Raw genomic sequence first — 21,181 nt, 5'->3', positions numbered from 1 at the left:
TGCCGACGGGCTATCCTGGTCACAATAAAGCGAGCCGGGTGGCCCCGGCTCGCCGTTTCGTCGCACCCTGCCGGGGATGAAACAGGACGCTGCGGTGTTACGACGCCGGCATCAGCACGGTGTCGACCACATGGATCACGCCGTTCGACTGGTTGACGTTGGAAATCGTCACCATCGAGGTGCCGCCCTTGGCGTCGATGATCCAGACCTTGCCGTCCATCTTCTTCACCGTCAGCTCCTCGCCTTCCGCCGTCTTCAGCTTCTTGCCGTCGGTGAGGTCGGAGGCCTCGAGCTTGCCGGGCACGACATGGTAGGTGAGGATCTTGGTCAGGGTCGCCTTGTTCTCAGGCTTGACCAGGGTGTCGACGGTGCCGGCCGGCAGCTTGCCGAAGGCGGCGTTGGTCGGTGCGAACACCGTGAACGGGCCCTTGCTTTCCAGCGTCGGCACGAGACCGGCCGCCTTCACCGCCGCCACCAGCGTGGTGTGGTCCTTGGAGTTGACCGCGTTCTGGACGATGTTCTTGGACGGGAACATCGCAGCGCCGCCGACCATGACGGTCTTCTCCTCGGCGCGAACGGGCGCGACGACGGTCGCGGTGATGGCGAGGGCGCTGAAGGCGGCGGCAGCGAGATAGGCAATACGCTTCGACATGGAGAGTCTCCCGATTGAATTATGACCGGCAATGGCCGGTGCTTGAGTTGGGGCAACAACGGCGGCTGCGGCAGTTTGGCGTGAAGCAGCAGCGCCGTCGTTGGACCGAACTACGGGAGGGTTTGCGAAGCGGTTTCGGGGAAAAATTCTTTGTGATGCGTGAAACTATGCGGGGGCGTGTCCGTGGGGTGCGCGGGCGCGACCACGAAGAGGACTTGTAGCCCGGATGGAGCGAAGCGTAATCCGGGGTTGTCGCGTGTGGATCGACTTGTCCCGGATTGCGCTTCGCTCCATCCGGGCTACGGACTACGCTACCTCAATCTCTGTTGTTCGGCGTCTGGACGAACCCGCGATTGTGCGTCGGGCTGATCAGGAGCTCGTTGATGCAGACGCGCGCCGGCATCGACGCGATGAAGGCAATGGTGCGGCCGAGATCTTCGGACTGCAGCATCCTGGCCTGCTCCTCCTCGCTCGGCACCACCGGGCGCAGCTTCAGGATCGGGGTCGCCACCTCGCCCGGCATCAGGCAGCAGGCGCGCAGGCCGTTGACGCATTCGTCCATGTTGAAGGAATGGGTCAGTGCCAGCACCGCGTGCTTGGTCGTGGTGTAGGCCGGGCCCGGCATCTTCGAGACGTGGCGGCCGGCCCAGGACGAGACGTTGATGATCGAGCCGTCCTTTTGCTTGCGCATCGTCGGCAGCACCGCGCGCATGCAATAGAGCACGCCGTTGAGGTTGACCTGGACCAGCTTGTCCCAGCCCTCCAGTTCCATGTCCTTCCAGCTCCGCTTGGGGACATTGATGCCGGCATTGTTGACCAGGAGATCGATGCGGCCATGCTTGGCGACGATCTGGTCGGCCGCCTTCTGGGCCTCGTCCGCGTTGGACACGTCCAGCGCGATGGTCTCGGCCGCCCCGCCCGCCCCGGTGATCTTGGCAACCACGGTATCCAGGGCTGACTGGCGCCGGCCCGACACCACCACCGTCCAGCCGTCGGCCGCTAACGCCTCGGCGCCGGCCTCCCCGATCCCGCTGCCCCCGCCCGTGACCCAGGCCACGCGTTTCCCGTTTTTTGTCATGCCAACTGTCTCCGTTGCTTCATCGGGGCGGTTTTTGCTAATCCAGCCCTCGGTTTTGACCGACCTTGCGGTCCAGGAAATCTTGCATGAACCAAGCTGCCAACGCCAATCTGTTTTCCCGCCTGTTCGACGGCCTGGACGATCCCAAACGCCTCGCGATCGAGACGCATGACGGCGCCCGTATCAGCTATGGCGATCTGATTGCGCGGGCCGGGCAGATGGCGAACGTGCTGGTCGCGCGCGGCGTGAAGCCCGGCGACCGCGTCGCGGTGCAGGTCGAGAAATCGGTCGCGAACATCGTGCTTTATCTCGCCACGGTGCGGGCCGGCGCGGTCTACCTGCCGCTCAACACCGCTTATACGCTGAACGAGCTCGATTACTTCGTCGGCGATGCCGAGCCCTCGCTGGTGGTCTGCGATCCCTCCAAGGCGGAAGGGCTCGCCCCGATCGCCGCCAAGGTGAAGGCTGGGGTCGAGACGCTCGGCCCCGACGGCAAGGGGTCGCTGACGGAGGCCGCCGACAAGGCGAGCAGCGAGTTCGCGACCGTTGCGCGGGCGAGCGACGATCTCGCCGCGATCCTCTACACGTCGGGCACCACCGGCCGCTCCAAGGGCGCGATGCTCACCCACGACAATCTCGCGTCGAACTCGCTGAGCCTCGTCGGCTACTGGCGCTTCACCGACAAGGACGTGCTGATCCACGCGCTGCCGATCTACCATACGCACGGCCTGTTCGTGGCGACCAACGTGACGCTGTTTTCGCGGGCGTCGATGATCTTCCTGCCGAAGCTCGACCCTGACCTGATCATCAAGCTGATGGCGCGCGCCACCGTGCTGATGGGCGTGCCGACCTTCTACACGCGCCTCCTGCAAAATGCCGCGCTGTCGCGCGAGACCACCAGGCACATGCGGCTGTTCATTTCGGGCTCGGCGCCGCTGCTCGCCGAAACCCACCGCGAATGGTCTGCGCGCACCGGGCACGCGGTGCTCGAGCGCTACGGCATGACCGAGACCAACATGAACACGTCGAACCCCTATGACGGCGAGCGCGTGCCCGGCGCGGTCGGCTTTCCCCTGCCCGGCGTCTCCGTGCGCGTGACCGATCCCGAGACCGGCAATGAGCTGCCGCGCGAGGAGATCGGCATGATCGAGGTCAATGGCCCGAACGTGTTCAAGGGCTACTGGCGCATGCCGGAGAAGACCAAGGCCGAATTCCGGCCCGACGGCTTCTTCATCACCGGTGACCTCGGCAAGATCGACGGCAAGGGCTACGTCCACATCCTCGGCCGCGGCAAGGATCTCGTCATCTCCGGCGGCTTCAACGTCTACCCGAAGGAAATCGAGAGCGAGATCGATGCGATGCCCGGCGTGGTCGAGTCCGCCGTGATCGGCGTGCCGCATGCCGATTTCGGCGAGGGCGTCACCGCGGTTCTCGTCTGCAACAAGGGCGCCGACGTCAGCGAAGCTTCGGTGCTGAAGGCGCTCGACGGCCGGCTCGCCAAATTCAAGATGCCCAAGCGCGTCTTCGTCGTCGACGAGCTGCCGCGCAACACCATGGGCAAGGTGCAAAAGAACGTGCTGCGGGATACGTACAAGGATATTTACGCGAAGAAGTAGGCACGCTCGTCGCGACCGCGCTCTCGGCGCTGCTGCGATCAAGACGAGTTCGTCACCACACAACAGGCTGTCATGCCCCGGCTTGACCGGGGCATCCAGTGCGCCGCGGCCTCTCGGCTCAATCACTGCTGTCTCTGGGATACTGGATCGCCCGCCTTCGCGGGCGATGACAGCGGAGTGGGTGGCGCAGGCTTCGCCTCAAGCCATCACTGCCCGCCCACGAGGCTCATCACAAACCTGCTTCCGACAATAAACAGATAGCACCCGAACGCCGCTTCCAGCGTCCGCTTCGACATCGCATGCGCGGCTCTCACGCCGAGCGGCGCGGTGACGAGACTCATCGGCATCACCAGCACGGCGCCGATCAGCGAGACATAGCCGAGCGCGAACGGGATTTGCAGCGCTGCGACGGCCGGATAGGTCCCTGCTGCCGGCCAGCCGGCATAGACGTAGCCAATTGCGCCGGGGATCGAGATCAGGACGGCGAGTGCCGACGAGGTCGCCACCGCCTGATGAATTGGGCGGCCGTAAAAGGTCATCAGGAGGTTGGAGAACAGCCCGCCGCCGATGCCCATCAGCGTCGACAAGATGCCGACGCAGAAGCCGTAGATTCGCATCAACGGGCCGTTCGGCAGATCGTCACCGAGCTTCCAGGCCTCGCGCGCGAAGATGAGCCGCACCGCGGCCGACCAGGCGACACAGACGAACACGATCTTGAACAGCCGCTCCGGCGCGTAGCGCGCGACGACGCTGCCGGCGGCGACGCCGATCACGATCGGCAGCCACCAGACGCGCAGGATCGCCATGTCGACGGCGCCGCGCTTGTAATGCGCCTGGAACGAACGGATCGAGGTCGGGATGATCACGGCGAGCGAGGTGCCGACGCAGAGCGGCATGCGCACCTCGAGCGGGACGCCGGCAATGCGAAAGCATTCGTAGAACACGGGCACGAGAATCGCGCCGCCGCCGATGCCGAACACACCGGCCAGGAATCCCGAGAGCGCGCCGGTTGCAATCAGCAGCAACGCGAGTTCGACGATCTCCTTGATATCAAGTCCCGCCATCGGCACGCCCAAAACCTGTCCTGAAGGACAGGGATAGACCCTTTCGTATTGCGCTACTATCGGCGAAGTTGGGCAGACTATCTTGCTGAAAACGGAAGGATGGCCATGGACCAGCTCGCGGCAATGGCGACCTTTATCCGCGCTGTCGACACCGGCAGCCTGTCCGCGACGGCGCGGTCATTGCCATGCTCGCTGACGGCGGTGAGCCGGCAGATTTCGGCGCTTGAGCAGCACTTCGGCACGCGCCTGCTGGTGCGTACGACGCGGCAGCTGGCGCTCACGGACGAGGGCCGCATGCTCTACGAACGCGCCAAATCGATCCTCGGCGAAGTCAAGGAGATCGAGGAGGCGCTGGCAGGAAGCCGCCGCGAGCCGTCGGGACGCCTGCGCGTGAGTGCGCCGACATTGATGGGGCGCCTGCTGATCGCACCGCTGCTGGGCGACTTCCTGCGCGCCTGTCCCTCGTCATCGGTCGATCTGCTGCTGGTCGATCGCAACGTCAATTTGATCGAGGAAGACATTCATCTGGCGCTTCGCGTCGGGCGCATTCCCGATTCCCAGCTCGTGACGCGGAAACTCGCGGAGGTGCAGATGATCCATTGCGCCTCGCCCGGCTATCTCGCACGCCGCGGCGAGCCGCAGAGCCCGTCCGATCTGCCGCAGCATGATTGCCTGGTGTTCTCCGATGCGCCCGGCGCAGCGACCTGGCGATTCGGCCGCGACGCGAAGGGCGGATCGAGAATCCGGATAGCGGGACGGCTCTGGGTCAACAGTCTCGACGCGCTCGCCACCGCCGCAGAGAACGGCGCCGGCATCGCCCGCGTGCCGTCATGGCAGGTCGAAAGGCAACTTGCCGATGGGCGCTTGCGTCGTCTGTTGCGTGAGCATGAACCTGCTCCGGCCCCGCTCCATGCGCTCTATCAGCCGTCGCGCCTGGGGTCGGCGAAGATTCGCGCATTCATCGATTTCCTGGTCGAGCGATGGCACGGGAGTAACCCCCTCGGCCGGTGATTCCTGCGGTGGGGTGGGATGCAGGCTGCGCATATCCACCCGTCATGCGAAAATCCGGTGCGCGTCGCGGAAATTGGACGTGGCTCGTCGGCCATTCGTGGCGGCTCGGGGCGTCATGAACTGACTGGTTCGAACCGTGGCTGGCCCGCGGCGGCCTAGAGCCGTTCCAATAGTAATTTCAATGCGCCTCGCCCGTCGCCGCAAAGGATGAATATGTATTCTATTCTTAGTCGGCACACCATCGCTCTGGTATACCAAGCCCCTGATTGGCCTTGTTTCATCAACGCTGTAGCGCTGAACCACGGTTCGATTTATGGCGATTTGGTGATTGCGCAGGCCAAATCGACTCCGTAAATAGAGCCGACCTTTCGCGATCCCCGCGCGCCCCCTGCTGGGCCGCTACACAACATCAAAGCCCATGACCGCACGGATCGAACGACCGCTTTCACCACACATGCAAGTCTACCGCTGGACGTTGACGATGGCGCTGTCCATCGTCCATCGCGCCACCGGTATCGCCCTTTACGTCGGAACCCTGATGCTGGCCTGGTGGCTGATCGCTGCGGCCTCCGGCCCGGCCGCCTATTCCCACGTCCAGGCCTTCACCGGCAGCGTCATCGGCCGGCTGATCATGTTCGGCTACACTTGGGCGCTGATGCACCATATGCTGAGCGGCATCCGGCACTTCGTGTGGGACCTCGGCTACGGCTTCAAGGCCAATGAGCGCGAAGCGTTGACCTGGGGCGCACTGATCGGCGGCATCGCGCTGACGGTGCTGATCTGGATCATCGCCTACGCGATCGGAGGTGGACGATGAGCACGGCCGATACGCCGAAGCGCAGCATGCGCACCCCGCTCGGCCGCGTCCGCAACCTCGGCGCGGCGCATTCTGGCACGTCCGATTTCTGGCGCCAGCGCCTGACTGCGGTGGCGATGGTGCTGCTGATGATCCCCGTGGTCGTCGTCATCATGATGCTGCTCGGCCGCAACCAGGCCTATGCCAAGCAGATCCTCGGCTCGCTGCCGATCGCCATCATCATGGTGCTCTTCATCATCGCCAGCGCCTGGCACATGAAGATCGGCATGCAGGTCGTGATCGAGGACTACGTCCACAACGAGAAGCTGAAGCTCGCTTCGATCATGCTCAACAATTTCTTCTCGATCGCGGTTGCGCTCGCCTCGATCTACGCGATTCTCCAACTGTCAGCCGGAGTGTAACCCATGGCCAACGAGACGAATGGCAAGGGCAACGGCGCTCCCGCCACCAACGGAAAAGCCTATCCGATCGAAGACCACACCTATGACGTCGTCGTTGTCGGCGCCGGCGGCGCGGGACTGCGCGCCGTGGTCGGCTGCGGCGAGGCGGGCCTGCGCACGGCCTGCATCACCAAGGTGTTTCCGACCCGTTCGCACACGGTGGCGGCGCAAGGCGGCATCTCCGCCTCGCTCGGCAACATGCACAAGGACGACTGGCGCTGGCACATGTACGACACCGTGAAGGGGTCGGACTGGCTGGGCGACCAGGACGCGATCGAATACATGGTGCGCAACGCGCCCGACGCGGTCTACGAGCTCGAGCATTGGGGCGTGCCGTTCTCGCGCACCGAGGATGGCAAGATCTACCAGCGCCCGTTCGGCGGCATGACCACCGAGTTCGGCAAGAGCCAGGCGCAGCGCACCTGCGCCGCCGCCGACCGCACCGGCCACGCCATGCTGCACACGATGTACGGCCAGTCGCTGCGCCACGCGGCCGAGTTCTTCATCGAGTTCTTCGCCATCGACCTGATCATGGACGACCAGGGCACCTGCCGCGGCGTCATCGCGCTCAAGCTCGATGACGGCACGCTGCATCGCTTCCGCGCCCAGACCGTGATTCTCGCGACCGGCGGCTATGGCCGCGCCTACGCCTCCTGCACCTCGGCGCACACCTGCACCGGCGACGGCGGCGGCATGGTGCTGCGCGCCGGCCTGCCGATGCAGGACATGGAGTTCGTGCAGTTCCACCCGACCGGCATCTACGGCTCGGGCTGTCTCGTCACCGAAGGCGCGCGCGGCGAAGGCGGCTATCTCGTCAATTCCGAGGGCGAGCGCTTCATGGAGCGCTACGCGCCGTCGGCCAAGGACCTCGCCTCGCGCGACGTCGTCTCGCGCGCGATGACCATCGAGATCCGCGAAGGGCGCGGCGTCGGCAAGAAGAAGGACCACATCTTCCTTCATCTTGACCATCTCGATCCCGCGGTGCTGGCCGAGCGGCTGCCGGGCATCTCCGAATCCGCAAAGATCTTCGCCAATGTCGACGTGACGCGCGAGCCGATCCCGATCGTGCCGACCGTGCACTACAACATGGGCGGCATCCCCACGAACTATCACGGCGAAGTGCTGACCAAGAAGGACGGCGACGACAACGCCGTCATCCCCGGCCTGATGGCGATCGGCGAAGCGGCCTGCGTCTCCGTGCACGGCGCCAACCGCCTCGGCTCCAACTCGCTGATCGACCTCGTCGTGTTCGGCCGCGCCGCCGCGCTGCGCCTCGCCGAGAAGCTCACGCCGAACGCCAAGCAGCCCGAGCTGCCGGCGAACTCCGCCGAGCTCGCGCTCGGCCGCCTCGACCATTACCGCTACGCCTCCGGCGGCACGCCGACCGCAAAGCTGCGCGAAGGCATGCAGCACGTGATGCAGAACAACTGCGCCGTGTTCCGCACCGGCGAAGTCCTGAGCGAAGGCCAGAACCTGATCGAGAAGGTCCACAGCGGCATCACCGACATCGCCGTGTCCGACCGCTCGCTGGTGTGGAATTCGGACCTCGTCGAGACGCTGGAGTTCGACAATCTGATCGCGCAGGCGGTGGTGACGATGAACTCGGCCGCCAACCGCACCGAGAGCCGCGGCGCGCACGCCCGCGAGGATTTTTCCGAGCGGGACGACAAGAACTGGATGAAGCACACGCTGGCCTGGCTGGACGATGCCGGCAAGGTCAAGATCGAGTACCGCCCGGTTCACGACTACACCATGACCAACGACGTGCAGTACATCCCGCCCAAGGCGCGCGTGTACTGATCATTGCTTGTCATTGCCGGGCTTGACCCGGCAATCCATCCCTCAAAGATGGATGCGCGGGTCAAGCCCGCGCATGACGGAAGAAACCAGAGGCAGCACTTATGGTTGAATTCGCACTTCCGAAGAACTCCAAGATCACCGGCGGCAAGACCTGGCCGAAGCCCGCGGGCGCGACCGAGGTTCGCGAGTTCAAGGTCTATCGCTGGAATCCGGACGACGGCAAGAATCCGAGCGTCGACACCTATTACGTCGACACCCATGATTGCGGTCCGATGGTGCTGGACGGCCTGATCTGGATCAAGAACAACATCGACCCGTCGCTGACCTTCCGCCGCTCCTGCCGCGAAGGCGTCTGCGGCTCCTGCGCCATGAACATCGACGGCCAGAACACCCTCGCCTGCACCCGCTCGATGCACGACGTGAAGGACGGCGCGGTGAAGATCAATCCGCTGCCGCACCAACCGGTCGTGAAGGACCTGGTCCCCGACCTCACCAATTTCTACGCGCAGTATGCCTCCGTCGAGCCGTGGCTGAAGACGACCTCGCCGACGCCGCAGAAGGAATGGCGCCAGAGCCACGAGGACCGCGAGAAGCTCGACGGCCTCTACGAGTGCATCCTCTGCGCCTGCTGCTCGACCTCGTGCCCGAGCTATTGGTGGAATAGCGACCGCTATCTCGGCCCCGCCGCGCTGCTCCAGGCCAACCGCTGGGTGTCCGATTCGCGCGATGAAGCGACCGGCGAGCGGCTCGACAATCTCGAGGACCCGTTCCGGCTCTACCGCTGCCACACCATCATGAACTGCGCCAAGGCCTGCCCGAAGGGCCTCAACCCGGCGGAAGCCATCGCCGAGCTCAAGCTCAAGATGGTCGAGCGGCAGATCTAGACGCCATTCACGCCTCGTCCCCGGCCGAGATGGCCGGGGCTCTCCACGGCCGGCGTCAATTTGAGTAGATTTTTTCATCACCCCGCGCCGCGGGCGATTCCTGGGGAATACAACCACCGGTTCCCGTCATAAGCGGCTTCCTTCCCAGCGGGAAATTCAGTTAAGCTCAGGTCCGGGGACCGGAGCGACTGTGCAGGGTGCGCAACGCAATTCGTTGAAGCTGTTGCAGTGGATGATGGCGGCATCCCTGGCATTGCCGATTGCCCTGTTCGCGATCGCCGCCACGATCTCCTACACATCGACCAAAGATATCGCCGACCGGGAGATCGAGCGCACGCTCGACGTCGCGCATGAGCATGCGCTCAAGGTGTTCGAGACGATCGACCGGAGTCTCGCCGAACTCAACGAGGTCGTGCGCGGCCTTCCCGACGACCTTGTCCGGGCGCGCGAAGCGGCGCTGCACCGCCGCCTGAAGCGGCTGGCCGATTCGCTGCCGCAGCTCAAATCGGCCTGGATCTTCGATGCGGAGGGAAAGGCGCTGGTCAACAGCCTCGCCTCGCCGCCGCCGGAGCTGAGCTTTGCGGACCGCGACTACTTCTACGCCCATGTCGACCAGACCATCGGCACGTTCATCGGCATGCCCTTGACGCCGCGCCCGCCCTATCAGGGCGCCCGCTTCTTCGGCGTGAGCCGCCGCCGCGACTCCGACGACGGCAGCTTCATCGGGGTGATCCAGGCCTCCGTCCTGCCGGAATATTTCGAGAGTTTCTACGCCAGGATCGGCTCCGATCCCGGCAGTTTCTTCGCGATGGGTCGCACCGACGGCGTGGTGCTGACGCATTTTCCGCGGCTCGAGCGCGACCTCCGGCTCGATCCCGGCGGGCCGGTCGGCCGCGAGATCGCCGCCCACCCCGCGCACGGACTCATGACCATCGTCTGGCCGTCGGACGGGATCGAGCGCCGCATCGGCTACAGGCGTATCGCCGAATATCCGATCTATGTCAGCGCGGGGTTCGAGACCTCGGCGATCCGCGCACGCTGGTTCGCCACCATGGGCCAGCATCTGGTGTTCGGCATTCCCGCGACCGCATTGCTGTTTCTGCTGCTCGCCTTCGCCTTCCGGCGCACCCAGCATCTCCAGACCGAAGCTGCCAAGCGGCGCGAGGCCGAGGAGGCGCTCAAGCACAGCCAGCGCCTGGAGGCGCTGGGCCAGCTCACCGGCGGCGTCGCGCACGACTTCAACAATCTGCTGACCGTGATCCGCGCCTCCGTCGACCTCTTGAACCGGCCGCAACTGACCGAGGAACGGCGGCAGCGCTACATGACCGCGATCGCGGATGCGGTCGCGCGAGCCGCCAGGCTGACGTCGCAGCTGCTCGCCTTCGCGCGGCGCCAGACCCTGAAACCGGAGGTGTTCGACGTCGGCGAGCGGATGCGGTCGCTGCACGACATGCTCGCCACGCTGCTGGGCCCCGCGATCGAGATCGCGACGCAGCTGCCGGCGGAGCCGTGCCTCGTCAATGCCGATGCCAGCCAGTTCGAGACGGCGCTGATCAACATGGCGACCAATGCGCGCGATGCCATGCAGGGCAAGGGCCGGATCAGCTTCAAGGTCGAGGCGGCGACGACCGTTCCTGATGCGCTGGCGCATCTTCCGGGCAGTCGGGGCTTCGTCAGCGTCGTCGTCAGCGACACCGGAATCGGCATTCCGGCCGCGCGGCTCGGGCGCGTCTTCGAGCCGTTCTTCACCACCAAGCAGGTCGGCCACGGCACCGGTCTTGGCCTTTCCCAGGTGTTTGGCTTTGCCCGGCAATCCGGCGGCGAGGTGACGGTCGCGAGCGAAGTCGGCCAGGGCAGCACCTTCTCGCTCTACCTGCCGCGCGTGCCGGCGGACCTGCTGCCGCAGCAGCAGGCACCGAACACGGCACCGGCGGTGCCGGGCAGCGGCATGTCGGTGCTGGTGGTCGAGGACAATATCGAGCTCGCCAACTTTGCCGCCGATGGACTCACCGAGCTCGGCTACAGCATCACCCTGGTCGACAATGCCGCCGACGCGCTCGCCGAGCTGGTCGTGGACACGGATCGCTTCGACGTCGTGTTCTCCGACGTGGTCATGCCCGGGATGACCGGGCTCGAACTGGCGCGCGCGATCCGCGATCGCGACATCGGCGTGCCGGTCGTGCTGACCACCGGCTACAGCGAGGCGCTGACGCAGGACGGCAACCACGGTTTCGACCTCGTGCAAAAGCCCTATTCGATCGAGGAGCTGTCGCAGATCCTCCACCGCGCCGCGCGGGTGCGCGATGGCGCGGCCGAATAGCCCAGTCCCGGAACCGCAGGGAACCGACTGATTTCCCTTGCGTTGTCCGGCCATGCAGAAACCGGCCGGGAAGCGCGAACAGGGCAAGAAACCGCCCATCGTCGAAATCGAGGGCGAGACCGGCGAGGAGATGGCTCCGCCGCCGCCCGAGGTGGTCGAACCCGATCCCGAGCTGTCACCTGAAGAGGTCGAGCAGGCCCGCAAGGATTATCTGCTGACCCGCTTCTGGATCAGCGCGCGTGGCTTCTGGGGCCGCAAGGGTGATCGCCTCGCCTGGCCGTTCTCGATCGGCCTCGGCCTGCTGATCGTCCTCACCGTCGGCTTCCAGTACGGCATCAATGTCTGGAACCGCGCGATCTTCGACGCCATCGAGCAGCGCGATGCGACCAGCGTGTTTCACCTCACCGCGGTGTTCTTTCCACTTGCGATCGGCAGCATCGCGCTCGGCGTGGCGCAGGTGTTCGCCCGCATGGGCATCCAGCGGCGCTGGCGGGCATGGCTCACGGCGAGCGTGCTGACGCGGTGGCTCGCCAACGGCCGCTACTACCAGCTCAACCTCGTCGGCGGCGACCACCAGAATCCCGAATACCGGATCGCGGAGGATCTGCGCGTCGCGACCGATGCGCCGGTCGATTTCCTCGCCGGCGTCACCTCGGCACTGCTGTCGGCCGTGACCTTCATTGTCGTGCTCTGGACCATCGGCGGCGCGCTCACGATCGCGCTCGGTGGATCGACCATCACCATTCCCGGCTTCCTCGTGATCGCTGCGATGCTCTACGCCGCGATCGCATCGAGCTCGATCCTGGTGATCGGCCGGCGCTTCGTGCAGGTCTCCGAAGACAAGAACCAGGCCGAGGCCGATCTCCGCTACACCCTGACGCGCGTGCGCGAGAACGGCGAAAGCATCGCGCTGCTCGGCGGCGAGGAGGAGGAGCGCGGCGGCATCGACCGCAATTTCACCAACGTGCTGCGGCAATGGGCGCGGCTCGCCGGCCAGCACATGCGCACCACGCTGGTGTCACAGGGATCGAACCTCGTTGCACCGGTCGTGCCTCTGCTGCTCTGCGCGCCCAAATTCCTCGACGGCAGCATGACACTCGGACAGGTGATGCAGGCGGCGTCCGCCTTCACCATCGTGCAGAGCGCGTTCGGCTGGCTGGTCGACAATTATCCGCGGCTCGCCGACTGGAATGCCTGCGCCCACCGCATCGCCTCGCTGATGATGTCGCTCGACGGTCTCGAACGCGCCGAGCAGGGCGATGGCCTCGGCCGCATCAAGCGCGGCGAGACCAGCAACGAGGCGATGCTGGAGCTGAACGACCTCTCCGTCACGCTCGACGACGGTACGGCCGTGGTCGGCGAGACCGAGGTGGTGATCGAGGCCGGCGAACGCGTGCTGGTCGCCGGCGAATCCGGCACCGGCAAGAGCACGCTGGTGCGCGCCATTGCCGGGCTGTGGCCGTGGGGCGGCGGCAGCGTCAATCTCCACCCCGACCGGCGGCTGTTCATGCTGCCGCAGCGGCCTTACGTGCCCTCCGGATCCCTACGCCGCGCGGTCGCCTATCCCGGAGCCGAAGACGACTGGACCCTCGCAGAAATCGGGGAAGCCCTGCACAAGGTCGGCCTCGACCATCTCAAGGAGAAGATCGAGGAAGAGGGACCGTGGGACCAGACGCTGTCCGGCGGCGAGAAGCAGCGCCTCGCCTTCGCGCGGCTTTTGCTGCACAGCCCCGACATCGTCGTCCTTGACGAGGCGACCTCGGCGCTCGACGAGAAGAGCCAGGACAAGATGATGAAGATGGTCACCGACGCGCTGCCGAAGGCGACCATCGTCAGCGTCGCGCACCGCGTCGAGCTGGAAGCCTTCCACAGCCGCAAGATCGTGCTGGAGCGTCGCAAGGGCGGCGCGAAACTCGTCAGCGACATCGACCTGATTCCGCGCAAAGGCAGGCGCCGGCTGCTCGGCCGCTTCCTGCACCAGCGCAAGGCTCCGCCAGGAAAGGCGGCGTGAAGCACCCTCCGTCGTCCCGGACAAGCGCAGCGAAGCGGAGCGCCGATCCGGGACCCATACCCACAGGGAGATCTTTGGCGAAGACTCGGAGTGAGAGTTTGGCGTCACAACTCCTCCCTGTGGTTATGGGTCCCGGGCTCGCTTCGCGCCCCGGGACGACACCGGTGATCGAGCGTTGGAGTCCCCGGCAAAACCGGCTATGCATGCGCCGCTTGCAACGAGGACCACCTGCTTGACGCCCGACAACGCCCCTTCGTCCGCGCCATTCGGCACATATGCGCCGAATGCGGCGCAGGCCGCGATCATTCGCCTCGCGACGCAATCGGGGCTGAAGCGCGGCGCGTTCCGGCCCTGGCTGTCGCGGCTGGTCAATTTGCTGCGCGGCGGTCCGCTCGACGTGCAGTATCAGGGCGCCTCGTTCCGCTTCTACCACCAGGGCAGCGCGACCGAGCGCGGCGCGCTGTTCAACCCCGACTACAATCTCGACGAGCTCGACTTCCTGCGCCAGCACACCCCGCTGGGCGGCGTGTTCGTGGACGTCGGCGCCAATGTCGGCACGTTTGCCCTGGTGATGGCGCGGCAGGTCGGGCCCGCGGGCAAGGTGATCGCGATCGAGCCGCATCCGCTGACCTTCGGACGTCTCTCCTTCAACCATGCCGCATCGAAGGCGACGCAGGTCCGCCTGGTGCAGGCCGCAGCAGGCGACAGCGACGGCGAGCTGATGATCGAGAGCGGCGGCGGCAATCTCGGTGCCACCCACGTCGTCACCGGCGCGGCCAGCGCCGATGCGATCAAGGTCCCGTCGCTGCGGCTGACACGCATTCTCGACGAGGCCGGCGTCACGCAGGTCGATGCGCTCAAGATCGACGTCGAAGGCTTCGAGGACCGCGTGCTGATCGGCTTCTTCCGCGACGCGCCGCAGTCGCTGTGGCCACGCGCGGTGGTCATCGAGCATCTGTCACAAAAGGAATGGCAGCAGGATTGTATTGCCGACATGGTCGCGCGCGGCTTTGCGATCGCACGCAAGACACGAAGCAATACGTTCCTGTCACGCTGATAGGGGTGAACAACGGAGGTTGCGATGATCGACCATTTGGGTTTCTCCGTCTCTGACTATGAGCGCGCGAAGGCGTTCTATGCGAAGGCGCTGGCGCCGCTCGGCTACAGCCTGATCATGGAGGTCACGGCGGAGCAGACCGGTCACGATCCGGCCGCCGGGTTCGGCGCCGATGGCAAGCCGGATTTCTGGATTGGCGGCGAAGGCGCCATGAACAAGCCGGTGCATGTCGCGATCGCGGCCAAGGACCGCGCCACGGTCGACGCCTTCTACAAGGCGGCGATCGCGGCCGGTGGACGCGACAACGGACCGCCCGGCATCCGCCCGCACTATCATTCGAATTATTACGGGGCCTTCGTGCTGGACCCTGACGGCCACAACATCGAGGCCGTCTGTCACGCGCCGGAATAGGCGCGCATTCCGGGACGACGCGACAGGGAACATCGGCACGGCATCATCGTTGTCGTTCTCTGGACAACCGAACTCGATGATGCCGATGCCGATCGAACCGCCCGAGATTCCACCGGCAACACCGGGGACTCCCACGGAGCCGCCGCCTGGAATTCCGCCGGGCAATCCGCAGCCCGAAATCACGCCGCCGGTGCGCGAGCCCGGCGAATCACCGCGGCCCGACGAATTGCCGGGCCGCATGCCTGAAGAGATTCCATCGCGCGCGCCGAACGGACCGCCCGGCCCTGCGACGGACGTAGCTCCGCGATGGGATCACACATGAGGCGAACCATCACATGTGAGGCGATTGCAACCCACGCCTGAATGCGCAATGAACGTCGGCATAATGAGGTGATTTGCGTGCAGAAATAAATCAGGCCGCGCCCGCTTCGCCCGCCACATTCCGGCCTAACGCGTAGCTGTTCATCCCACCACTTCGTCAAAGAACCTTCCGGGGAAGTTCACCACTATGACCAATCTTCGTTTCGTGCTGCTTGCCACCACGGCCCTGACCGCGATGCAATTGGCAAACACCGCATCGCATGCGCAAGGCGCTTCGCCGCTCGTGATCGCGCAGGCCCAGCCTCAAGAGACGGGCCCTGACGGAAAACCGAAGCAGCCGCCGAAGGGGCCGCCTGCGGCCGCGCCGCCTGCAGCGCCCGCACGCCCGGCCGCACCGCCGCCTGCGGCTGCGCCGCCCCACCCGCCCGCTGCGCCTCCGCCGGCTGCCGCACCGCCGCGCCCTGCGGCACCGCCTCCACCACCGCCTCCCCCTGCGGCACGTCCCGCGCCGCCGCCGCCACCACCGCCGCCTGCTGCTCCGAAGCAGCCGTCGCCGCCCCCGGCCGCGGCCCCGCAGCAGCACGCCCCGACACCGCCGCCTCCCGCACCGCCTGCGGCACGTCCGGCGCCCGCGCCGCCTCCCGCCGCGGCTCCGCAGCACACGCCGCCGACCCCGCCTCCTCCCGCGGCACGTCCGACTCCGACGCCTCCGCCTCCGCCGCCTCCTGCGGGCCCCGCGGCGCGGCCCACGCCTGCGCCCACACCTGCGCCCACGGCGACGCCCGCGGCTCCTCCGCCCGCAGCGCCGACGGCCCGACCCGGCGCGCCTGCGCCGGCAGCCACTCCGACGCCGACACCCGCACCGACAGCAACACCTGCGCCGACCGCGACGCCGGCTCCGGGCAGCACGCCCGGCGCTCCGCCGGTTGGACGCCCCGGTGCACCGCCGCCCGGCGTACGTCCCGGTTCGCCTCCGGCGGCAGGATCGCCGCCAGCTCCAGGCGCTACGCCCGCTCCAACGGCCACGCCGGCTCCCGGCGGTGCTCCAACCCCGCCGCCCGGACGTCCGGGATCGGCGACGCCGGCCCCCGGCGCGACCCCAGCCCCGACGGCTACACCGACCCCAGGCCAACAGGGCGGAACGCCTCCTGCTGGCGCGCCCGCGGCCGGAACTCCGGCTGCCCCGCCCCAGGCCGGCGGCCTCCCGGCCCGGCCCGCGGCCGGTGCCGCAACGCCGAGCACAGTGCCGGGTTCGGCGGCCGCAACGCCGCCACCCAACAGGGCGCAATTCGCAGCACCGACGGTTACGCCTGCCTTCCAGGCCGCGCCGACAGTCGTCGCACCGCTGCCACCTCCGCCGCGGCCGCCGCAGCGTGACCTGACACCGCTCGCGATCGGTGCAGGCGTCGTGGCTGGCGCAGTGATCGGCGCGACCATCGCCGACTACCGCAACCAGCGACACGAGAGCATCGAGGGTGGCCGCACCATCTACACCGAACCGGATCGCATCATCATCCGCGATCCGGGCGGGCAGGCCTACGTCCGCGGCAACGATCTCTATCGCTTCCGCTACGGCGCCCGAGATATCCGCACCGACACCATCGGCGGCGATACCCGCACCGTCGTGATCCGTCCCGATGGCAGCGAGATCATCACGGTGGTCGGTCCGGACGGTCGGTTGCTGCGGCGAATCCGCAGGGACCCCGCCGGACGCGAGATCATCATCATCGACAACAGCTACCGCGATCCGCGGTCGGTTGGCGGTTTCTATGTCGATGCGCCGCCGCCGGTCGTGAATATTCCCTACGATCGCTACATCGTCGACGCCCAGGAAGCGTCGCCGGACGTGATCTACCAGACGATGGTGGCACCGCCGGTGCAACGGATCGATCGTCGCTACACGCTCGACGAGATCCGCTACAGCCCCAATGTTCGCATGCAAATGCCGAGCATCGACGTCAACACGATCAACTTCGAAACGGGATCGTGGACGATCCCACCGGATCAGGCGGAGAAGCTGCAGGCGATCGCCGACGGTCTCAACCGTGCGATCCAGGCCAATCCGCGCGTGGTGTTCCTGATCGAAGGTCACACCGACGCGGTCGGCAACGAGGTCGACAATCTGTCATTGTCGGACCGTCGTGCGCAGTCCGCGGCCGAATTGCTGACCCAGCAGTTCAACGTGCCGTCGGAGAACCTGACGTCGCAGGGCTATGGCGAGCAGTATCTGAAGGAGCAGACGCAAGGGCCGAGCCTGATCAACCGGCGCGTCACCATCCGCAACATCACGCCGCTGCTCAACGGCGGGCAGGCCTCGCTGCCGCCGCCCCCGCCCGGCACCGCGCCGCCGCGGTAAGGCGACCCACAAAATGCAAAATGGCCGGGAGCAATCCCGGCCATTTTTGTTTGAACCGCGCGGGGTGGCTAGTGCCCGGCGGCGAGCCCAAGCGCTTCGACCATGACGCGAAAGACTTCGGTATTGTCCATCGAGCCGTGCACGCGCTCGCTGCCCGGCCCGGTCGCCGTCAGGATGACATCCTCGCCCGAATGCACGCTGGCACCGATCATCGCCGACAGATTGCCGGGACGCAGCACTGCTCCCGGGACATCCTTGTATTTGTCGTTGGCCTTGAAGGTCCCGTCGTCACCGGCCTTGACGGTCGGCTCGTTGGGATTGTCGAGCTTGGGGCGGAAGGTCTCATAGTGGTCCGGCAGGCTGGCCGAGAAGATGGCGAGCCGGCGGCTCACATCGACGCGTGACGGATAGCCCTCGGCATCCGGAGCCGGATAGTTCGGGAATCCGGCCTGCTCGTAGACGCCGACGCGCTCGCGCAGCGGCACGTTGGGCGTCGTGCCCATGTCGTCGTTGACCGTTCCGACAAGGCTGTTGGGGTGATTGTGGTCCGCCAGCACCAGGATGAGGGTGTCGTCGCCGCGCGCACGCGCCCATTCGCGCGTCTGGCGCACTGCATTATCGAGCATGATCGTATCGTAGACCGCCCGCTCCATGTCGAGCAGATGCGCGTATTTGTCGATCAGCCCGGATTCGACCATCAGGAAGAAGCCGGTGTCGTTTCTCGAGAGGATGTTCAGCGCGGCCTGCACCTGCTCGGTCAGGTCGGGCTGCTCCGGAAACTTCTTCACGCCGCCGCCCTTGAGGAATTTGCGGTCGAGCACGCCGTCCATGTTTCCGGTGGCGAACAGCCCGAGCAGCCTGCCCGTCTCCGGCTTTGCGGCAGAAACGCCGAGCTCGCTTGCGGTCGTCGCGACCTGATAGCCTGCGTCGCGAAACTTCGCGATGTAGTCGGCCTCGTCCTTGCGTTTGGAGCCTGTCGCGGACTTCGGCAGGAAATTCGCGCTGCCGCCGCCCAGCAGCACATCCGGCTTCGCGGCGAAGAGCTGTTCGACGATCTCGTCATAGGCGGCGCGCCGGCGCGTGTGCGCTACCATCGCAGCCGGCGTCGCGTCTTCGATCTCGGTGTTGGTGACGATGCCGATCGCCATGCCGTTACGTCTCCGGGCAAGGCTGGTGATGGTTTCGACCCTGGGATCGTCGAACGGGCTTGTGGTGCGGTCCGCATAGACGCCTAGCGCGTTGACGGCGCTCTTGTGGCCGGTCGCATAGGCACTGGCCGAGTTCGCGGAATCGGTGATGATGGAGTCCGAGCCAGCGGTCGCCACCAGCGCCATATGGGGCATGTCGTCAATCGCGAGCTTGCCGCGGCTCTTGCCCTCCGCAATGCCCTTGGACAGGATTCGCGCTGCGACCCGATGCGCCGGCGACATGCCGTCGCCGATGAACAGGATGACGTTCTTCGCCTTGCGCGGACCGGTCTCGTAAACCGTCCACGCGATGCTGCGCTGATGCGTGCCGTCGCTCACGTCCACCGTGACACTGCCCGGCTTGGTCAGCGCGACGTCGCGCAGGATCAGCGCCGACTGGTCCTTGCCGTCCTCGCGCTCGACGAAGGTCCCGGCGCGGCCGAACATTTCGGCATAGTCCGCACCGTTCACCGTCACCTTCAGCCTGGCCGGATCGACCGGCCCGGGAAATTCAACCTTGAAGTCGAATTGGGCGCCGGCCAGAATCTCGGCGCGATCTATCGGATAGATCGTCTGCGCCGACAATGACGACGTCCAACAGAGGACGATGAGAGAGGCTAGTGCCGATCCCTTGACCATGCTCGATGCTCCGCGATTCCGTTCCGGACAGGAGCAGGAAGCCTAGCGATCGCGCATGACACCGTCATTAAACCGTGCGTCGCCCGGTCGGGCGACCAAAGGCCTCAGCCCTTGTCGTTCTCGAGCCGGAAGATCTGCGAGCCTTCGCTGCCCGAGAGCAGGCCAGTGTCGCTGTAGAGCTTCAGCTTGGTGCGCGTATCGGCGATGTCGAGGTTGCGCATGGTGAGCTGGCCGATGCGGTCGGCCGGCGAGAAGGCAGCGTCCTCGACCTTCTCCATGCTGAGCCGCTCCGGCGCATAGGTGAGGTTCGGGCTCTCGGTGTTGAGGATCGAATAGTCGTTGCCGCGGCGCAGCTCCAGCGTGACCTCGCCGGTGACGGCACGCGCGACCCAGCGCTGCGCGGTCTCGCGCAGCATCAGGGCCTGCGAATCGAACCAGCGGCCCTGGTAGAGCAGGCGACCGAGACGCATGCCGCTGATGCGGTACTGCTCGATAGTGTCCTCGTTGTGGATGCCGGTGACGAGGCGCTCATAGGCGATGTGCAAGAGCGCCATGCCGGGCGCTTCATAGATGCCGCGGCTCTTGGCCTCGATGATGCGGTTCTCGATCTGGTCGCTCATGCCGAGGCCGTGGCGGCCGCCGATGGCATTGGCTTCGAGGAACAGCGCAACGGGATCGCTGAAGGTCTGGCCGTTCAGCGCCGTCGGCTGGCCTTCCTCGAAGCGCACCACGACCTTCTCGGCCTTGACGTTGCAGTCGTCGCGCCAGAACGGCACGCCCATGATCGGGTTGACGATCTTGATGCCGCTGTCGAGGCTCTCGAGATCCTTGGCTTCATGCGTGGCGCCGAGCAGATTGCTGTCGGTCGAATACGCCTTCTCGGCGCTCATCTTGTAAGCGAAACCCTGGGCGGTCATGAACGCCGACATCTCGGCGCGGCCGCCGAGCTCGTCGATGAACTGCTGGTCGAGCCAGGGCTTGTAGATGCGCAGGCTCGGATTGGTGAGCAGGCCGTAGCGATAGAAGCGCTCGATGTCGTTGCCCTTGAAGGTCGAGCCGTCGCCCCAGATGTTGACGCCGTCCTCCTTCATCGCCGCGACCAGCATCGTGCCGGTGACGGCACGGCCGAGCGGCGTGGTGTTGAAATAGGTGATGCCACCGGTCGAGATGTGGAAGGCGCCGGACTGGATCGCGGCGATGCCTTCGTGGACGAGCTGCATGCGGCAATCGACCAGTACGGCCTTCTCGGCACCGAATTCCTGCGCCTTGCGCGGGATCTCGTTGTAATCGGCTTCATCGGGCTGGCCGAGATTGGCGGTATAGGCGTAGCAGCGCGCGCCCTTCTGCTTCATCCAGAGCAGTGCCGCGCTGGTGTCGAGACCGCCCGAAAACGCGATGCCGACTTTCTCACCCTTGGGCAGGCTTTTCAGGATCGTGGTCATGGGGCTTCCAATCGGGTCTCAAGGGGCTGATGGCGGTTGCGGGTTGACCGGGCGAATATCAAATTTCGCAGGGCT

Annotated in this window: 17 protein-coding genes; 12 read left to right on the top strand and 5 right to left on the bottom strand. The window is 66.0% G+C overall.

Features of this window, described 5'->3' with window-relative positions:
* Positions 1 to 97: 97 nt before the first annotated feature.
* Entirely contained in the window at positions 98 to 652 is a 555-nt protein-coding gene (locus A3M7_RS0110615; protein WP_027543908.1) for a fasciclin domain-containing protein, read from the bottom strand.
* A gap of 316 nt (positions 653 to 968) precedes the next feature.
* Positions 969 to 1,730 (bottom strand): SDR family oxidoreductase, encoded by a 762-nt coding sequence (locus A3M7_RS0110610; protein ID WP_027543907.1) that lies wholly within the window; start codon positions 1,728 to 1,730, stop codon positions 969 to 971.
* An 86-nt stretch (positions 1,731 to 1,816) separates the two neighbouring features.
* On the opposite strand from A3M7_RS0110610, the gene A3M7_RS0110605 reads away from it, so the two are divergent.
* Positions 1,817 to 3,346, top strand: a complete 1,530-nt coding sequence (locus A3M7_RS0110605) for a malonyl-CoA synthase (protein ID WP_027543906.1) — start codon at positions 1,817 to 1,819, stop codon at positions 3,344 to 3,346.
* Positions 3,347 to 3,552: 206 nt separating this feature from the next.
* Here A3M7_RS0110605 and A3M7_RS0110600 read toward each other — a convergent pair whose 3' ends face one another.
* On the bottom strand, positions 3,553 to 4,410 hold the full coding sequence (locus A3M7_RS0110600) for a sulfite exporter TauE/SafE family protein (RefSeq protein WP_049823323.1): 858 nt from the start codon (positions 4,408 to 4,410) through the stop codon (positions 3,553 to 3,555).
* A gap of 105 nt (positions 4,411 to 4,515) precedes the next feature.
* Here A3M7_RS0110600 and A3M7_RS0110595 point away from each other — a divergent pair, with 105 nt between their 5' ends.
* The 11 genes from A3M7_RS0110595 (at position 4,516) to A3M7_RS46360 (ending at position 17,838) form a co-directional block, all read left to right on the top strand.
* Complete coding sequence (locus A3M7_RS0110595) at positions 4,516 to 5,421, top strand: LysR family transcriptional regulator (RefSeq protein WP_027543904.1); 906 nt, start codon at positions 4,516 to 4,518, stop codon at positions 5,419 to 5,421.
* A gap of 418 nt (positions 5,422 to 5,839) precedes the next feature.
* Positions 5,840 to 6,238 (top strand): succinate dehydrogenase, cytochrome b556 subunit, encoded by a 399-nt coding sequence (gene sdhC / locus A3M7_RS0110590; protein ID WP_027543903.1) that lies wholly within the window; start codon positions 5,840 to 5,842, stop codon positions 6,236 to 6,238.
* Positions 6,235 to 6,639: a succinate dehydrogenase, hydrophobic membrane anchor protein gene (sdhD, locus tag A3M7_RS0110585; RefSeq protein ID WP_027543902.1), complete on the top strand. Its 405-nt coding sequence runs from the start codon at positions 6,235 to 6,237 to the stop codon at positions 6,637 to 6,639. Before sdhC ends, sdhD begins: the two co-directional genes overlap by 4 nt.
* Positions 6,640 to 6,642: 3 nt before the next feature.
* Positions 6,643 to 8,478: a succinate dehydrogenase flavoprotein subunit gene (sdhA, locus tag A3M7_RS0110580; protein ID WP_027543901.1), complete on the top strand. Its 1,836-nt coding sequence runs from the start codon at positions 6,643 to 6,645 to the stop codon at positions 8,476 to 8,478.
* Between the two features lie 101 nt (positions 8,479 to 8,579).
* On the top strand, positions 8,580 to 9,362 hold the full coding sequence (locus A3M7_RS0110575; RefSeq protein ID WP_027543900.1) for a succinate dehydrogenase iron-sulfur subunit: 783 nt from the start codon (positions 8,580 to 8,582) through the stop codon (positions 9,360 to 9,362).
* Positions 9,363 to 9,552: 190 nt separating this feature from the next.
* Entirely contained in the window at positions 9,553 to 11,682 is a 2,130-nt protein-coding gene (locus A3M7_RS0110570; RefSeq protein ID WP_027543899.1) for an ATP-binding protein, read from the top strand.
* Positions 11,683 to 11,734: 52 nt separating this feature from the next.
* Complete coding sequence (locus A3M7_RS0110565; protein WP_027543898.1) at positions 11,735 to 13,693, top strand: ABC transporter ATP-binding protein/permease; 1,959 nt, start codon at positions 11,735 to 11,737, stop codon at positions 13,691 to 13,693.
* Positions 13,694 to 13,925: 232 nt separating this feature from the next.
* On the top strand, positions 13,926 to 14,750 hold the full coding sequence (locus tag A3M7_RS0110560) for an FkbM family methyltransferase (protein WP_027543897.1): 825 nt from the start codon (positions 13,926 to 13,928) through the stop codon (positions 14,748 to 14,750).
* Between the two features lie 24 nt (positions 14,751 to 14,774).
* Complete coding sequence (locus tag A3M7_RS0110555) at positions 14,775 to 15,161, top strand: VOC family protein (protein ID WP_027543896.1); 387 nt, start codon at positions 14,775 to 14,777, stop codon at positions 15,159 to 15,161.
* Positions 15,162 to 15,246: 85 nt separating this feature from the next.
* Positions 15,247 to 15,483: a hypothetical protein gene (locus A3M7_RS50415; protein ID WP_245284223.1), complete on the top strand. Its 237-nt coding sequence runs from the start codon at positions 15,247 to 15,249 to the stop codon at positions 15,481 to 15,483.
* A gap of 186 nt (positions 15,484 to 15,669) precedes the next feature.
* Entirely contained in the window at positions 15,670 to 17,838 is a 2,169-nt protein-coding gene (locus A3M7_RS46360; RefSeq protein WP_084301967.1) for an OmpA family protein, read from the top strand.
* 68 nt (positions 17,839 to 17,906) lie between these two features.
* On the opposite strand, the gene A3M7_RS0110540 is transcribed toward A3M7_RS46360, so the two are convergent.
* Together A3M7_RS0110540 and argG are read right to left on the bottom strand one after the other, a co-directional pair.
* Entirely contained in the window at positions 17,907 to 19,664 is a 1,758-nt protein-coding gene (locus A3M7_RS0110540; protein ID WP_027543893.1) for an alkaline phosphatase, read from the bottom strand.
* A gap of 104 nt (positions 19,665 to 19,768) precedes the next feature.
* Positions 19,769 to 21,106, bottom strand: coding sequence for an argininosuccinate synthase (gene argG, locus A3M7_RS0110535; protein WP_027543892.1), 1,338 nt, complete (start codon positions 21,104 to 21,106; stop codon positions 19,769 to 19,771).
* Positions 21,107 to 21,181 lie beyond the last annotated feature (75 nt).

It is taken from the genome of Bradyrhizobium sp. WSM2254 (assembly GCF_000472645.1).
GTDB classification, from domain to species: domain Bacteria; phylum Pseudomonadota; class Alphaproteobacteria; order Rhizobiales; family Xanthobacteraceae; genus Bradyrhizobium; species Bradyrhizobium niftali.
Note: the sequence above shows the minus strand (reverse complement) of the source record. Positions and strands in the feature narration are given on the sequence as shown.

What these genes read in the sequence shown, in the direction of transcription:
- A3M7_RS0110615 (WP_027543908.1), bottom strand. Translation starts at nt 652, where the DNA reads ATGTCGAAGCGTATTGCCTATCTCGCTGCCGCCGCCTTCAGCGCCCTC.
- A3M7_RS0110610 (WP_027543907.1), bottom strand. Translation starts at nt 1,730, where the DNA reads ATGACAAAAAACGGGAAACGCGTGGCCTGGGTCACGGGCGGGGGCAGC.
- A3M7_RS0110605 (WP_027543906.1), top strand. Translation starts at nt 1,817, where the DNA reads ATGAACCAAGCTGCCAACGCCAATCTGTTTTCCCGCCTGTTCGACGGC.
- A3M7_RS0110600 (WP_049823323.1), bottom strand. Translation starts at nt 4,410, where the DNA reads ATGGCGGGACTTGATATCAAGGAGATCGTCGAACTCGCGTTGCTGCTG.
- A3M7_RS0110595 (WP_027543904.1), top strand. Translation starts at nt 4,516, where the DNA reads ATGGACCAGCTCGCGGCAATGGCGACCTTTATCCGCGCTGTCGACACC.
- sdhC (WP_027543903.1), top strand. Translation starts at nt 5,840, where the DNA reads ATGACCGCACGGATCGAACGACCGCTTTCACCACACATGCAAGTCTAC.
- sdhD (WP_027543902.1), top strand. Translation starts at nt 6,235, where the DNA reads ATGAGCACGGCCGATACGCCGAAGCGCAGCATGCGCACCCCGCTCGGC.
- sdhA (WP_027543901.1), top strand. Translation starts at nt 6,643, where the DNA reads ATGGCCAACGAGACGAATGGCAAGGGCAACGGCGCTCCCGCCACCAAC.
- A3M7_RS0110575 (WP_027543900.1), top strand. Translation starts at nt 8,580, where the DNA reads ATGGTTGAATTCGCACTTCCGAAGAACTCCAAGATCACCGGCGGCAAG.
- A3M7_RS0110565 (WP_027543898.1), top strand. Translation starts at nt 11,735, where the DNA reads ATGCAGAAACCGGCCGGGAAGCGCGAACAGGGCAAGAAACCGCCCATC.
- A3M7_RS0110555 (WP_027543896.1), top strand. Translation starts at nt 14,775, where the DNA reads ATGATCGACCATTTGGGTTTCTCCGTCTCTGACTATGAGCGCGCGAAG.
- A3M7_RS50415 (WP_245284223.1), top strand. Translation starts at nt 15,247, where the DNA reads ATGCCGATCGAACCGCCCGAGATTCCACCGGCAACACCGGGGACTCCC.
- A3M7_RS46360 (WP_084301967.1), top strand. Translation starts at nt 15,670, where the DNA reads ATGACCAATCTTCGTTTCGTGCTGCTTGCCACCACGGCCCTGACCGCG.
- A3M7_RS0110540 (WP_027543893.1), bottom strand. Translation starts at nt 19,664, where the DNA reads ATGGTCAAGGGATCGGCACTAGCCTCTCTCATCGTCCTCTGTTGGACG.
- argG (WP_027543892.1), bottom strand. Translation starts at nt 21,106, where the DNA reads ATGACCACGATCCTGAAAAGCCTGCCCAAGGGTGAGAAAGTCGGCATC.